At 74.6% G+C, this 13464-nt stretch carries 14 protein-coding genes; 8 read left to right on the top strand and 6 right to left on the bottom strand.

Translation table 11 applies throughout. From position 1 onward, the window contains the following. Positions 1-231 precede the first annotated feature (231 nt). Positions 232-1479, bottom strand: a complete 1248-nt coding sequence (locus tag ABZS69_RS60530; RefSeq protein WP_355391997.1) for an FAD-dependent oxidoreductase — start codon at positions 1477-1479, stop codon at positions 232-234. A 148-nt stretch (positions 1480-1627) separates the two neighbouring features. On the opposite strand from ABZS69_RS60530, the gene ABZS69_RS60535 reads away from it, so the two are divergent. The 3 genes from ABZS69_RS60535 to ABZS69_RS60545 all read left to right on the top strand — a co-directional run bounded on the left by ABZS69_RS60535 (position 1628) and on the right by ABZS69_RS60545 (position 4218). After that, positions 1628-2524 carry a hypothetical protein gene (locus ABZS69_RS60535; RefSeq protein WP_355392000.1) on the top strand — a complete coding sequence of 299 codons (897 nt, stop codon included), beginning with the start codon at positions 1628-1630 and terminating at the stop codon, positions 2522-2524. Positions 2525-2567: 43 nt separating this feature from the next. Continuing rightward, the gene (locus ABZS69_RS60540) at positions 2568-3158 is read left to right on the top strand and encodes a hypothetical protein (protein WP_355392003.1); all 591 of its coding nucleotides are present in this window, start codon (positions 2568-2570) and stop codon (positions 3156-3158) included. Positions 3159-3219: 61 nt separating this feature from the next. Continuing rightward, on the top strand, positions 3220-4218 hold the full coding sequence (locus ABZS69_RS60545; RefSeq protein WP_355392006.1) for a LacI family DNA-binding transcriptional regulator: 999 nt from the start codon (positions 3220-3222) through the stop codon (positions 4216-4218). Positions 4219-4277: 59 nt separating this feature from the next. Here ABZS69_RS60545 and ABZS69_RS60550 read toward each other — a convergent pair whose 3' ends face one another. From ABZS69_RS60550 to ABZS69_RS60565, 4 genes are read right to left on the bottom strand one after another with little or no spacing between them, the layout of a single operon-like run. Further along, complete coding sequence (locus ABZS69_RS60550) at positions 4278-4709, bottom strand: type II toxin-antitoxin system PemK/MazF family toxin (RefSeq protein ID WP_355392009.1); 432 nt, start codon at positions 4707-4709, stop codon at positions 4278-4280. Next, complete coding sequence (locus tag ABZS69_RS60555) at positions 4693-5871, bottom strand: glycosyltransferase family 1 protein (protein WP_355392012.1); 1179 nt, start codon at positions 5869-5871, stop codon at positions 4693-4695. Before ABZS69_RS60555 ends, ABZS69_RS60550 begins: the two co-directional genes overlap by 17 nt. Further along, the gene (locus ABZS69_RS60560) at positions 5795-6664 is read right to left on the bottom strand and encodes an SGNH/GDSL hydrolase family protein (protein ID WP_355392015.1); all 870 of its coding nucleotides are present in this window, start codon (positions 6662-6664) and stop codon (positions 5795-5797) included. Before ABZS69_RS60560 ends, ABZS69_RS60555 begins: the two co-directional genes overlap by 77 nt. Beyond that, positions 6661-7770, bottom strand: a complete 1110-nt coding sequence (locus ABZS69_RS60565) for a glycosyltransferase (RefSeq protein ID WP_355392018.1) — start codon at positions 7768-7770, stop codon at positions 6661-6663. Before ABZS69_RS60565 ends, ABZS69_RS60560 begins: the two co-directional genes overlap by 4 nt. Positions 7771-7949: 179 nt before the next feature. On the opposite strand from ABZS69_RS60565, the gene ABZS69_RS60570 reads away from it, so the two are divergent. After that, entirely contained in the window at positions 7950-9062 is a 1113-nt protein-coding gene (locus tag ABZS69_RS60570) for an inorganic phosphate transporter (protein WP_355392021.1), read from the top strand. Positions 9063-9075: 13 nt separating this feature from the next. Next, a complete protein-coding gene (locus ABZS69_RS60575) occupies positions 9076-9309 on the top strand; it encodes a hypothetical protein (protein ID WP_355392024.1) in 234 nt (77 codons plus the stop codon). A gap of 12 nt (positions 9310-9321) precedes the next feature. Here the strand turns inward: ABZS69_RS60575 and ABZS69_RS60580 are convergent, their stop codons facing one another. Next, on the bottom strand, positions 9322-10398 hold the full coding sequence (locus ABZS69_RS60580) for an epoxide hydrolase family protein (RefSeq protein WP_355392027.1): 1077 nt from the start codon (positions 10396-10398) through the stop codon (positions 9322-9324). 51 nt (positions 10399-10449) lie between these two features. On the opposite strand from ABZS69_RS60580, the gene ABZS69_RS60585 reads away from it, so the two are divergent. The 3 genes from ABZS69_RS60585 to ABZS69_RS60595 are packed head-to-tail and all read left to right on the top strand — an operon-like array spanning position 10450 to position 13416. Continuing rightward, the gene (locus tag ABZS69_RS60585) at positions 10450-11394 is read left to right on the top strand and encodes a YafY family protein (RefSeq protein ID WP_355392030.1); all 945 of its coding nucleotides are present in this window, start codon (positions 10450-10452) and stop codon (positions 11392-11394) included. 4 nt (positions 11395-11398) lie between these two features. Further along, a complete protein-coding gene (locus ABZS69_RS60590) occupies positions 11399-12172 on the top strand; it encodes an acyl-CoA thioesterase domain-containing protein (RefSeq protein WP_355392033.1) in 774 nt (257 codons plus the stop codon). A gap of 44 nt (positions 12173-12216) precedes the next feature. After that, complete coding sequence (locus ABZS69_RS60595; protein ID WP_355392036.1) at positions 12217-13416, top strand: AraC family transcriptional regulator; 1200 nt, start codon at positions 12217-12219, stop codon at positions 13414-13416. Positions 13417-13464: the final 48 nt, after the last annotated feature.

The raw sequence follows: 13464 nt of genomic DNA on the forward strand, positions 1-13464 counted from the left end.
CGTCGGGGCGAGGAACATCAAGAGCAAAGGACAGGCGGCCGGGCTGGTCGTCTCAGGGCGTGGAGACCCACCCGGGTCCGTGAAACGTCAAGCACCCCGTTCCACAGCACGGGCCGCGCAAGCGGCACGAGCTGCCGCATAGCGGCACGGGAATCCCCGTCCCCTTTAGGGCGGGGAGCAGGTCAAGTGAGTGCTTGCCGTGATGATCCGGCAGGGCCCGGACGAGGACCTCTATCCGACGCTGGGCGCGTAGGGCTCGATGTCGATGGGCGGCTCCTCGCCGAGGGCGAGCGCGGCGGCGATCTCGCCGGTGAACGGGCCCGCCGTCAGGCCGTACGCGCTCAGGCCCGTCGCCACCACCACGCGCCCCGTCACCGGCCCGATGAGAGGGGAGCCGGGCGCGTACACGGGGCGAAGGCCCACCCTGGCCTCCGCGACGGTCGCGTTGAACAGCCCGGGCGCCACCCGCAGCCCCGCCGCGATCACCTCGTCCAGCCCGCCCATCGTGACCCGCGGCGCGAACCCCACGTCCTCCACGGTCGCCCCGATCACGACGCGCGAGTCGGGGAAGCCCAGCAGGTACGGGCCGACCCGCGGCAGCACGATCGGCCACCACGCGGTGTCGACGCCCTCCAGGGTCACGTGCATGATCTGCCCCCGCCGGGGGAACACCGGCAGCTCCACGCCCAAGGGCCGGCACACCTCGCCCGTCCAGGCCCCGGCGGCCACGATCACCATGTCGGCGTCGAGCGGCTCGCCCTCACCGGCGAACCGGCGCGCCCCCACGGGCGCGGGCGCCGCGGCCGAAGAAGCGAGCGGCGCGCCCTGCCGCCAGGACCCGCCCTGATCGGCGGGCTCGGCGGGCTCGGCGGGCGCGCCGGGAGCGGCCTGGGCCGGGCTCCACGGCTCGCCCTCGGCGGGCGCCTCGCCGGCCACGGCGTGCACGAACACCTCGCCGCCCGCGGTGAGCCGCGCGGCGCCCGCGCGTACCTGCGCCCCCTGGGCCACGGCGGCGCGCAGGAGCGCGTCGCGGACCGAGCAGCCGTCCACGCGCGCCGCGCCCGGCACCAGGAGGGCGCTCAGGTCGTCGGACAGCGGCGGGAACAGCTCGGACGGGGTCGCCACGTCGGTGACGTCGCCCATCTCGGGCGCGCCGGCGTGCCTGCGGCGCAGCAGAGCGCGCACCGGCTCCAGGTCGGCCGGGTCCTCGGCGACCAGCAGCGCGCCCACCTTGGCGTAGCCGATGTCCTCGCCCAGCGCCTCCACCAGCCCCGGGTAGCGGCGGGTGCCCTCACTGGTCAGCCGGTACCAGTCGTCGTCCTCCGGGTGGTCCACCCACGGGCACACGATGCCCGCCCCCGCCTGGGTGGCCTCGCCCGGATAGCCGCCGTCGACCACGGTCACCGCCGCGCCACGCCCGCTCAGGTAGTAGGCCGCGCCCGCTCCGACGATGCCGCTCCCGATCACCACAACACGCATGCGTCCCATGATCCCAGCCCGCCCGACCTCGGCTGATACGGGGATCGCCCCCTTACCTACGGCATACCCCGGCGAAACCGTCTCAGTGCCCGCCCAGTGCTCAGCGGGAGGGACTGGCGCGCGGGGTCCAGACGGTTATGGTCAGCGCATGGACGTCGCCGTCACGAGGATCGACCTGCCGTGGCCCGCCCGGGTCGCCGCGTCCGACGGGACCACGGTCTGGTGCGCGGCGTCCGGCCGGTTGCGGGTCTACACCGCCTCCGGCGAACCGCTGGACGGCGGCGAGGCCGTGCGGGTGCCGGAGCTGCGCTCCCTGGCGGCGGTGCCGGGGACCGTGCCGGGCACGGCGGGCGTGCCGGGCACGCTGGCCGAGACCGTGGTCGTGCCCAGGACGTTCGCGGGGCCGCCGCACCTCGGCTCGTTGTCCGAGAGCCCGCTGCGGGGCACGCTGGCGGGGACCGCGGAGGGCCGGGTGCACTGGCTCGACCCCGCCGGCGCCCCGCTGGCCAGCGCGCCCTTCGACGGCCGCGTGCTCGCGGGCGGCGGCGAGATCTGGGCCGTCGGGCCGGAGCGGGCCCGCCGGCTGACCGGGCCCGGCGACTTCGGCGAGCCGGTGGAGTTACCCGGCCTCGACCGGTGCGCGGTCGAGGGCGAACGTTTGTGGTGGACGTCGAAGCGGGACACCTGGCTGCGCGGCGGCCCGAGGGAGGTGGACCTCGGCACCCGTGAGCGCGGCGGCATGACCGTGTGCGCGGGCTCCCTGTGGATCAGCGTGGCGGGCGGGCTGGAGCGGGTGTCGGCCTGGTCGGGGGAGCCGCGCCGGTTCTTACGGGCGCCGGAGGGGCCGGTGCCGTTCCTGGTCTGCGCGAACGGGGTGCTGGCGGGCGGCGGGCGCGACCTGTTCACGCTCGCCCCGGCCGCCGGGGCCGCCGTCCGCGTGACCCGGCTGGGCCTGAGGGCCCGGCTCGGGCTGGTGGTCGCGGCCGGCAAGCACATCTGGGCCTTCCCCGCCGACCGCCCCCAGGCTCTGATCGTCCCGCTGTGAGAGCGCCGACGAAATCGGCCCGCGCGGTGCCAGACTCGTCGACATGTGCGTCGACGGGCCGCTCAACTCCGTGTACGAGGTCGAGGCCGTCCGCGTCCCGCCGGGGCCCGACAACCCGTACGGGAACGCCTTCACCGCCTCCGAGACGCTGCTGAAGACCGAGGCGCAGGCGCAGCGGACGGCCGATCCCGGGAGGGGCCGTCACTGGAAGGTCGTCAACCACGCCTCGCTGAACGCCGTGGGGGAGCCGGTCGGGTACAAGCTGGTGCCCACGCACGTCGGGCCCGTGCTGCTCGCCGGCGAGGGGGCGGCGATCAGCGGGCGGGCGGCGTTCGCGACCAGGCATCTGTGGGTGACGCCGTTCGCGGCCGGGGAGCGCAGGGCGGCGGGCGACTTCCCCAACCAGCACCCCGGCGGCGCGGGGCTGCCTGAGTGGACCGCCGCCGACCGGCCGGTCATGGACGCCGACATCGTGCTCTGGTACACCGTCGGCACCACCCATTTCTGCCGTCCCGAGGACTTCCTGGTGATGCCCGTCGAGTACACCGGTTTCACGCTGAGGCCCGCCGGCTTCTTCGACCGCAACCCCGCGACCGACCTGGCGCCGGCCTCGGACGGAGGTTGCCACACGTAGTGTCGAACCCCTGGTCGAAGGCGTTATGATCATAGCGACGACACGTCTGCGACGAGGAACGATGTCGAGCATCAAAGAGGTCGCCCAGCTCGCCGGGGTCTCCGTCGGCACGGTGAGCAATGTGCTCAACCGGCCCGACACGGTGGCCCCCGATACCCGGCTGCGGGTGCGGGCCGCGATCGCGCGCCTCGGCTACGTCCGCAACGGCCCGGCCCGGCAGCTGCGGGCCGGACGCAGCCGCACCATCGGCGTGGTCGCGCTCGATCTGTCCAACCCGTTCTTCATCGACGTGCTGCGCGGCGTCGAGACCGCCGCGCAGCGGGCCGAGCTCACCGTGATGGTCTTCAACAGCAACAAGGACGCCGGCCGCGAGGCCGGGCTGCTGGAGACGTTCGAGGAGCAGCGCCCGCTGGGCGTCCTGATCACGCCGGTCAACGACAGCGCCGAGGAGGAGCGGCTGGGCCGGCTCATCGCGCGCGGCATCCCGGTGGTGCGCTTCGACAGCTCTGCCCCGCACAGCCACGGCTGCGCGGTCGCGGTCGACGACGTGCTCGGCGGGCGGATGGCGGGGCGTCACCTGCGCGAGCGGGGCCATCGCCACATCGCCTTCGCCGGCGGGCCGTTCACCGTCCGCCAGGTGCGGGAGCGGCACGAGGGCCTGGCCGCCGTGCTCGCGCCGGACGACCGGCTGACCGTCATCCCCCTGCCCGACCTCACCATCGCCACCGGGCGGCTGGCGGGCGAGGAGATCGCCGGCCTGCCGCCGGCCGAGCGGCCCACCGCGGTCTTCTGCGCCAACGACCTGGTGGCCATCGGGGTGCTGCAGGAGATGACGCAGCGCGGGCTGCGGGTCCCGGGCGACCTGGCCATCCTCGGGTACGACGACATCGACTTCGCGGCGGCGGCGGCCGTGCCGCTGTCGTCCATCCGGCAGCCGCGCGAGCAGCTGGGGCACACGGCGGCCCTGATGCTGCTGGAGGAGGCCAACCGGCCCGCCGGCCACGAGCACCGCCAGGTGATCTTCCAGCCCGACCTGGTCGAACGCGCCTCTACCCGATAGCCCCCGACATGCCGGGGGCCTCCGGTGCGCGCAGGTTCCAGGCGCGAGGCCGGGCTGGGCTACCGGTCGGCGTCCCAGCCGTAGGTCTTCATGAGCCGGGCCGCCACCCGGGCGAAGCGGTCGCCGTCGAGCACCGCGCCCTCGCGCCGGATGTCGTCCTCGTCCAGCACGAAGACCCGGTCCAGCCGCACGTACGACACCCGATCGTCCCGCCCCCAGGCGCCCAGCTCCAGCCAGTCGGGCCCGTCCTCGCCCTTGCTGGACAGCATCACGCCGATGAGCCTGCGCCCGGTCCGGCCCACGATCAGCAGGGGGCGGTCCTTGCCGCGGGACGGGTCCTCCTCGTAGGGGACCCAGGCCCAGACGATCTCCCCAGGGTCGGCCAGGCCGTCGAGGTCTGGGGAGTAGGCCAGGGTGGCGGAGTCGCCGAGGGAATGGGTCTCGCGTACCGCGCCCCGGGCCGGCCGGGGGTCCTCACCTAGATCGCGCATTGGGGGAGCCTACGGCGGCGCGCCGCCGAAATCCAGTCGGGCTGTCCGTCCGAGGGGAGACCGGTTCGCCTGCCACGACGCCCTGATAGTGGCCGACGAGGTCCTCGCACACCGACGCCCAGTCGCGCCCGCGTACCGACTGCCTGGCCTGCCGGGCCATGCGGGCGCGGCGGCCGGGGTCGGCGGCGAGGGAGGCCACGGCCGCGCGCAGCGCCGACGGGTCGCCGCCGGTGTAGAGCAGGCCGTTGTCGCCGGGCCGGACGAGGTCGAGCGGGCCGCCCGCGGCCGGGGCGACGACGGGCACGCCGGAGGCGAGGGCCTCCTGGACGGCCTGGCAGAAGGTCTCGTTGCTGCCGGTGTGGACGAACACGTCCAGGGAGGCGAGGACGCGGGCCAGATCGGGGCCGGTGCGCAGGCCGAAGAACTCCGCCCGGGGCAGCAGCCCGCGCAGCCGCCGCTCCATCGGGCCCGTCCCCACGACGGCCAGCCGCACCCCGGGAACGTCGGCGAGGGCCGCGAGCAGGTGGGGCTGCTTCTCGGCGGCCAGCCGACCGGCGTACCCCACGATGATCTCGCCCCGCGGGGCGAGCCGGCGGCGCAGCTCCTCGCTGCGGCGCCGGGGGTGGAACAGGTCGAGGTCGACGCCGCGTCCCCACAGGGCCAGGCGGGCGATGCCGTGACCGGCCAGCTCGCGCAGGGTCGGCGTGGAGGGGGCGAGGGTACGGGTGGCGTGGCGGTGCACGCGCCGCAGCCACGACCAGATGACCGGGTCGCCGCCGCGGATGCCGTACTGGCGGGCGAAACCCGCCAGATCGGTCTGGAACACGGCCACGGTCGGCAGGCCGAGCCGCCGGGCGGCGGCGATCGCGGAGGCGCCCAGCAGGGCGGGGGAGGCGAGATGGACGACGTCGGGCTTGAATCCGGCGAGCGTGCGCGACAGGCGCATGCCGGGCAGGCCGACCGTGACGGAGCGGTAGAACGGCAGGGCGAGGCTGCGGACCGGGTGGACCGGGAAGCCCGCGTAGGCCGGGGGAGCGGGGGCCGGGGCGACCACCATGGCGTCGTGCCCGGTGGCTGCCAGGTGGTCAAGAATGCGGCAGACCGAGTTCGTGACCCCGTTGACCTGGGGCAGGAACGACTCGGCCACAATGGCGACCCTCATGTGGTGTTTCATCCCGTTTGGGGGCGACGTCCAGTTCACCGGGAGTCGCCCGTACGGCGAATTTCTCGTGCCAGATCTCCTGGGCGACGAGCTTCGCGAAGGCAGGCAGGAAATCGCGGGAGCGCCTGATCAGCCAGGCGGTGCCCGCGGTGGCCAGCCAGAACGCGCTGGCCCACGCGGTCGGTTCGGCGTTCGCGGGCTCCGGGTCCGGCAGCCGCGCGGGGACGCCGCGTTCGAGCAGTTCGGCGGCGAACAGCCGGGCGAGGTGGCGGTGCCCGCGTTCGCTGGGGTGCAGGCGGTCGGCGCCCCACATGCGCCGCTCGTACAGGGCGGGCTGGCGGGCGAGGTCGAGGTGGATGGTTTCGTGGCGGTGCGCGAGGTCGGTCACGATCGCGTTGATCACGTGGACGCGCCGGGCGAGCGGGCGGCGCATCAGCTCCGGGATCCCCAGCATCAGGCCCGGGTCGGGCAGCGTGGCGGTGAGCACGGTGATCCGGTCCGCGCGCAGCCGGGTGATCAGGCGTTCCAGGTCTGACTGGATCTGCCCGAGGGCGAAGTCGCCGCGCAGGGTGTCGTTCACGCCGACGAGCACGGTGGCGAGGGACGGGCGCAGGTCCAGCGCCCGCGGGAGCTGGACGCGTACGACGTCGGCGATCCGGGCGCCGTTGACGGCGAGGTTGCTCAGCTCGGCGGGCGCCAGCGCCTCGGCCAGGAGCCCGGCCCAGCCGCGTCCCGGTACGGAGTCGCCGAGCCCGACCGTGACAGAGTCGCCCAGGGAGACCATCCGCGTCATCGCGGCCTCGCGGGCGTGTCGATCAGGCCGTGCGCGTCCAGGAATCCCCGGACCGCGGCGGGCCAGCCGTACCGCTCGGCCCTGGTCCTGGCCCGCTCCCCGCGCCCGGGGTCGGACAGGAGCTCCTCGATCGCGTCGGCCCAGGCCGACGGGTCGTCGGCCACCGCCGCCCCCGCCTGGCCGATGACCTCCGGCAGGGCGCTGTCGCGCGTGGCCACGACCGGGGTGCCGCTGGCCAGCGCCTCCAGCGCGGCCAGGCCGAACGTCTCCACCGGGCCGGGGGCCAGGGCCACGTCCGCGGTGGCGAGCAGCGCGGCCAGCGCCTCCCGGTCGGCGAGGTGGCCGAGGAAGCGGACCGGAAGGCCGTCCGCCAGGCGGGTGAGCCTGGGCCGCAGCGGGCCGTCGCCGGCCACCGCGAGCACGGCCGGCACGCCCCGGCGGCGCAGCTCGGCGAGGGCGCGGACGGAGCGGTCGGGCCGCTTCTCGGGGGACAGGCGGCCGCAGTGCACCAGCAGCGCCTTGCCCGGCGCGGCCAGCCGGGCGCGCAGCCCGGGGTCGAAGCGCCCGGGGGAGAACGTGGCCAGGTCCACCCCGAGCGGCACCCGGACCAGGTTCGGCACGCCGATCCTGGTGAACTCGGCCGCGGCCCAGGCGGTCGTGCACACCACGGTGTCGAACCGGGCCGCGGTGGCGCGGTTGACGGGGTCGGCCAGCCGGCCGAGGGGCCCGTACAGGCGCAGCAGCGCGGACAGGCTCTCGTGCGAGACCATGATCGAGCGGACGTTCGCGGCCCTGGCCCAGGGGCCGAGCCAGCGCAGGGTGCTGCGGTCCGACACCTCGATCCGGTCGGGGGCCAGCTCGTCCAGGAGGCGCCGCAGCGTGCCGCGGGCGGTGATGACCCGGTAGCCGCCGAGGCCGGGGACCACCGGGCCCGGCAGGGTGATGACCCGTCCGGCCGGGGTCGGCTCGTCGCGGGCCGTCGCGCCGGGGACGACCAGGACGGGCTCGTGTCCCGCCGCCGCGTATCCGGCGCCGAGCTCGTGAAGGGCGGTACGCAGCCCGCCTGACGTGGGAGTGACGAAGTTCGCTAACCGAACGATACGCACGTCTGGATGATGGCCGCAGATCTGTCCTAATCGGCTAATTCACCATGAACCATTCCATAACCCTCGTTGGCTGGCCTTTGGCGGTGTGGCGGGTATGGATGGTGGCTGCCAGGAGTTCACGGCCGGTTCATCGCTCTGGTCTACCGTCCTGGTGACGTCGAGACGATGGGAACTCCCGCATGGAGCACGTGACGTTCCTGGTGATCGTGGTGATCATCACTGCGCTGGTGTTCGACTTCACGAACGGCTTCCACGACACGGCCAACGCGATGGCCACCTCGATCGCGACCGGCGCGCTCCGGCCGAAAGTGGCGGTGGCGATCGCGGGCGTGCTGAACGTGGTGGGGGCGTTCCTTTCGGTCGAGGTGGCCAAGACGATCTCGGGCGGGATCGTGGACGACACCCTGGTGACCCCGCCGATGATCTTCGCCGGCCTGATCGGCGCGATCCTGTGGAACCTGCTCACCTGGCTCCTGGGGCTGCCGTCCAGCTCCTCGCACGCGCTGTTCGGGGGGCTCATCGGCGCGGTGTGGGTGGGCGCGGGCATCCAGGGCGTGAACTTCGGCACGGTGGTGCAGAAGATCCTCATCCCGGCGGTGGTCTCGCCGCTGATCGCCGGGTTCGTCGCGATGACCGCGACCTATCTGGCGTACACGCTGACCGCCAGGGCCCGGCACGAGTCGGTGACGGGCACGTTCCGGTTCGGGCAGATCGTCTCGGCCTCGCTGGTGTCGCTGGCGCACGGCACCAACGACGCCCAGAAGACCATGGGCGTCATCACGCTCACGCTGATCTCGGCCGGGGCGCTGGCCTCCGGCTCGAACCCGCCGCTGTGGGTGATCGCCACCGCCGGGCTGGCCATCGGGCTGGGCACGTACCTCGGGGGCTGGCGGATCATCCGCACCATGGGCAAGGGCATCACCGAGATCGAGTCGCCGCAGGGCTTCGCCGCCGAGGCCAGTGCGACCACGGTCATCCTCGCCTCCTCCCACCTGGGGTTCGCGCTGTCGACCACGCAGGTGGTGTCGGGCGCGATCCTCGGCACCGGGCTGGGCCGCCGGCTGGCCAAGGTGCGCTGGAGCGTGGCGGGCCGGATGGCGCTGGCCTGGCTGCTGACCCTGCCGGCCGCCGCCGCGGTGGGCGCGGTCGTGGCGGCCGTGGCCACCACCGGCACGCTCGGCGTCGTCATCACCGCGCTGGTGGCGCTCGCGGCGGCGGGCGGCCTGTACGCGATCAGCCGCCGCGAACCCGTCCACGCGGGCAACGTCAACGACGTCCCCGCCCCGGTCTGAAAGGCAGCCGTCGATGGACATCAAATGGGACGCCCTCGGGCAGGTCTTCGTCGTCAGCCTGGCCGTCAGCGTGATCGTCGTGGTGGTCTTCTCCCTCGGCGCGCTGGCGCTGGCGGCCCGCCAGTCCGCCCAGGAGCAGGGGACCGGCACCGGCGCGGGTGGCCTGGCCGGGGCCGTCCTGTGCTTCACCGCCTGCGCCGCCGTGGTGCTGTACGGGATCTACCTGATCGTCCCGCAGTTCCACTGATCGCCCTGGACTTTAGAGTCCAGTGAAGAAGGCCATGATGTCGGCGGCCAGCAGCTCGGGGGCCTCCAGAGCGGCGTAGTGGCCGCCGGACGGGAACTCCGACCAGCGCACCACGTTGTGCGCCCGCTCGGCGTACCGCCGCACCGTGCTGTCCCCGGGGAAGACCGCCACGCCCGTCGGCGTCCTGCCCGGCGCGTCCGGCACCGCCCAGTCGCCGCCGCTCTCCCGGTAGATGCGGGTGGACGACCCGGCCGTGCCGGTGAGCCACAGGATCGTGACGTCGGTGAGGACGTCGTCGGCGGGCACCCCGCCCACGTCCCGCCCCCACGAGGCGAACGCGTCCAGGGTCCAGCCGAGCAGCCCGGCGGGCGAGTCCGACAGAGCGTAGGCGAGCGTCTGCGGCCTGGTGCTCTGGACGGCGGCGTACCCGGAGAACTCCCGCCGCCACCGCTCCACCCCGCGGGCCCGCTCCACCTCGGCCTCGGTCAGGCCCGCCATGTCGTCGGTGACGAACGCGGTGAGCGCGTTCACGTGCACGCCGGCCACGCGTTCCGGGGCCAGCCGCGCCACGGCGGGGGAGACCAGGGCGCCGAAGTCGCCGCCGTGGGCGCCGTACCGCTCGTAGCCGAGCCGCGACATCAGCTCCACCCAGGCGGCGGCCACCCGCCGCACGCCCCAGCCCGGCTCCGTCGCCGGGCCCGAGAACGCGAACCCCGGGATGGACGGGATGACCAGGTGGAAGTCCCGGCTGAGCGGCCCGGCGACGCGCGAGAAGTCCGCGAACGTGCTGGGCCAGCCGTGCGTCAGCAGCAGCGGCAGCGCGTCGCGCCGGGGCGAGCGCACGTGCGCGAAGTGCACGCGCTGCCCGTCGATCATGGTCGTGTACTGCGGGAACGCGTTGAGCCTGGCCTCGTGCGCGCGCCAGGAGTAGCCGTCGAGCCAGTGGCAGGCCAGCTCGCGGACCGCCTCGGGCGGCACTCCGTACGACCAGCCGACCCCGTCGAGGGCGTCGGGCCAGCGGGTGCGCTCCAGCCGCCCGCGCAGGTCGTCGAGCCGGTCCTGGGATATGTCGATGACGAATTCGTCCATGGCGGCGACGCTAGGAGGCAATGCGGTCAGATTCGGGCCACAATGGTGGGCGTGCTGGACACCTCGGCGAGACTGCTGCGCCTGCTGGCCCTCCTCCAGACCCGGCGCGAGTGGTCCGGGGCCGACCTGGCGGAGCGGCTCGGCATCGCCCCCCGGACCGTGCGCCGCGACGTCGACCGGCTGCGCAGCCTCGGCTACCCGGTCCGTTCGGCGCCCGGCGTCTCCGGCGGCTACCGCTTGGGCGCCGGCGCGGAGCTGCCGCCGCTGCTGCTCGACGACGAGGAGGCCGTGGCGGTCGCGGTCGGCCTGCGCACCGCCGCGAACGGCACCGTGACCGGCATCGAGGAGACCTCCCTGCGCGCCCTGGCCAAGCTCGAACAGGTCCTGCCCGCCCGCCTGCGCCACCGGGTCAACACGCTGCAGCGGCACACCGTACGCATCAACCGCGAGGGCCCCACCGTGGACGCGGACGTGCTCTCCCGCGTCGCCGCCGCCTGCCGCGACCACGAACAGCTCCGCTTCGACTACACCGGGCACCGGGGCGAGAGCGCGCTCAGGAGGGCCGAGCCGCACAGCCTCGTCACCAAGGGCAACCGCTGGTACCTGGTCGCCTGGGACGCCGACCGCGGCGACTGGCGCACGTACCGGGCCGACCGGATGCGCCTCAGGACCCCCAACGGCCCCCGCTTCGCGCCGCGCGAGCCGCCCGAGCCCGACGTGGCCGCCTGGGTGCAGCGCCGCCTGGCGCACGAGATGTGGCCGTACGAGAGCCGCTTCCTGCTGCGCGCCCCCGCCGGGCGGATCGAGGGCAGGACGGCGGGCACGGTCGAGCCGGTGGACGAGCACACGTGCCTGCTCACCCTGCGCGGCGACGACCTGCGGCTGATGGCCGTCGTGGTGGCCTTCCTGGACGTGGACTTCGAAGTGCTGGAGCCCCTGGAGCTGAAGGAGCACCTGAGGGCTCTCGGCGAACGGCTGCTCTCCTCTAGAATCTGATTCTGTGTCAGCGTTCTTCACCCAGAAGAAGGGCGAGCTGGTGCCCGCACCGCACGCCCGAGGTCCCTGGTCCCCCGACATGCTCCACGGCCGCCTGCTCGGCGGGCTCGCCGCCCGGGCCATCGAGCGGCGCTACGCCCAGCCGGGGCTGCACTTCGCCCGCCTGACGGTCGACCTGTTCCGCAACAGCCCGATGGTGCCGGTCACGGTGGAGACCTCGCTGGTCAGGGCCGGGCGCAGGATCCTCGTGGCCGACGCGGTGATCACCACCGAGCAGGGGGTGATCGGGCGGGCCGGCGCGGTGCTGCTGCGGCAGGGGGAGCAGCCGGACGGGGAGCAGACGTTCGTCACGCCTCCGTGGGACACGCCCGCGCCCGCCGGGCCGCCGGCGGACGCGCGGGCCTCGTGGACCCCGCCGTTCGACCTGTGGCGCGTGACGGAGTGGGCCGCGCCCGGGCCGGGGCGGGTGTGGCTGCGGGAGTCGTACCCGCTGGTGGACGAGGAGCCGCTGACGCCGTTCGTACGCACGGCGCTGGCCGCCGACTTCGCCAGCCCGCTGAGCAACTCGGGGGTGGAGGGGCTGCGCTTCATCAACGCCGACTACACGCTGACGCTCGCCCGGCTGCCGTCCGCGGAGCTGATCGGAGTCGAGGCCACCGGCCACCTCTCCGCCGACGGGGTCGCCACGGGGCAGGTCACCATGCACGACGCCGGCGGGCCGTTCGGGTTCTGCGTGGTCACGGCGATCGCCAACACGATCGGCATCGGCGGCCGCTAGGGGGTCGCGGGGGATTGTCGTACCCGCGGCGTAACGTGCCGCGGGTGCGTTCAGCTGTGCGTGTCGCCGCCGGGGACGGCTTCCACCTCGACACTGTGACCTGCGTCGATGACCATCGAGGGTGGTCGGTGGCGGAGGAGGGCTCCGGGCACCGCCTGGTGCTGGTGCGTCGCGGCCGGTTCCGGCGCATGGCCGACGGGCGGGCCGCGGTGATCGAGCCGACGATGGCGTACGTCGGGGTGCCCGGCGAGGAGGAGCACTTCGCCCACCCGGCGGGCGGCGACGTGTGCACCTCGCTGTCCCTGACCCCGGAGCTGTGGCGCACCCTCGTCGGGGAAGGCCCGCCGGCCCGGCCGACCCTGTACGTGGACGCCCGTCTCGACCTCGCCCATCGGCGCTTCCTCGCGGCGGCGCGGGGTGGGGACCCGGCTTTCGAGCTGGCCGAGTCCCTGCTCTCCCTCATGGGCACCGCCCTCGCCCGACTCACGTCCGCCCCCACACCCGCCACCGACGGGCCCGTCTCCGCGAGCGCCGCCGACGTGCCCGCTTTTGGGGCGGGCGGTACGGACGTGCCCGCCTTCGGGGTGGGCGGCGGCGGCGGAGGGCTTCGGCCGGGCAGCACGGGGGCGGACGCCGCCGGAGCATCCGCCCTTCGGCTGGGCGCCGGAGGTGCCGCCACTCGGAGGGGTGGTGCGGGGGCGAGGGCGTCCCGGGCGGGTGGTGCGGGAGGGCCCGGCTCCGGGGAGCGAGCCGCCGGAGGGGGTGTCGTCGCGGGGGCGCCGGCGGCCGAAGGGAGCCCGTCTCCGGCGGGCCGTTTCGGGGCCGCCGGAGGGAGCCCATCCTCGGAGGGTCGTTCCGGGGTCGCTGAAGGGGGCCCGTCTCCGGCGGGTCGTTCCGGGGCCGGTGGCGTTCCGAGGGCCGGTGCGGCGATCGCCGACGCCGCCCGGGAGGCCATCGCCGCCGATCACCCGGCCGCCGGTGGGCTGATGTCGCTGGCCGAGCTGCTGGCGGTCTCGCCGTACCGGCTCAGCCGGGCGTTCACCCGGGAGCTGGGCGTCTCCCTGACCCACTACCGTAACCGCGTGCGCGTCGGCCGGGCGCTCGACCGGCTGGAGGGCGGCGAGCCGAGCCTGGCCGGGCTGGCCGCCGACCTGGGGTTCGCCGACCAGGCCCACCTCACCCGTACGATCCGCCACCACGTCGGCCACACCCCGACCGCCCTGCGCCGCCTGCTCGCCCCGTAGACGAGTCCCCTCCGGCTTGCCAAGGGCTGAACGTGCGTTTAGCATCCT

This window comes from Nonomuraea sp. NPDC005650 (assembly GCF_040605375.1).
Classification (GTDB): Bacteria; Actinomycetota; Actinomycetes; order Streptosporangiales; family Streptosporangiaceae; genus Nonomuraea.

What these genes read in the sequence shown, in the direction of transcription:
- ABZS69_RS60530 (WP_355391997.1), bottom strand. Translation starts at nt 1,479, where the DNA reads ATGCGTGTTGTGGTGATCGGGAGCGGCATCGTCGGAGCGGGCGCGGCC.
- ABZS69_RS60535 (WP_355392000.1), top strand. Translation starts at nt 1,628, where the DNA reads ATGGACGTCGCCGTCACGAGGATCGACCTGCCGTGGCCCGCCCGGGTC.
- ABZS69_RS60540 (WP_355392003.1), top strand. Translation starts at nt 2,568, where the DNA reads ATGTGCGTCGACGGGCCGCTCAACTCCGTGTACGAGGTCGAGGCCGTC.
- ABZS69_RS60545 (WP_355392006.1), top strand. Translation starts at nt 3,220, where the DNA reads ATGTCGAGCATCAAAGAGGTCGCCCAGCTCGCCGGGGTCTCCGTCGGC.
- ABZS69_RS60550 (WP_355392009.1), bottom strand. Translation starts at nt 4,709, where the DNA reads ATGCGCGATCTAGGTGAGGACCCCCGGCCGGCCCGGGGCGCGGTACGC.
- ABZS69_RS60555 (WP_355392012.1), bottom strand. Translation starts at nt 5,871, where the DNA reads ATGAGGGTCGCCATTGTGGCCGAGTCGTTCCTGCCCCAGGTCAACGGG.
- ABZS69_RS60560 (WP_355392015.1), bottom strand. Translation starts at nt 6,664, where the DNA reads ATGACGCGGATGGTCTCCCTGGGCGACTCTGTCACGGTCGGGCTCGGC.
- ABZS69_RS60570 (WP_355392021.1), top strand. Translation starts at nt 7,950, where the DNA reads ATGGAGCACGTGACGTTCCTGGTGATCGTGGTGATCATCACTGCGCTG.
- ABZS69_RS60575 (WP_355392024.1), top strand. Translation starts at nt 9,076, where the DNA reads ATGGACATCAAATGGGACGCCCTCGGGCAGGTCTTCGTCGTCAGCCTG.
- ABZS69_RS60580 (WP_355392027.1), bottom strand. Translation starts at nt 10,398, where the DNA reads ATGGACGAATTCGTCATCGACATATCCCAGGACCGGCTCGACGACCTG.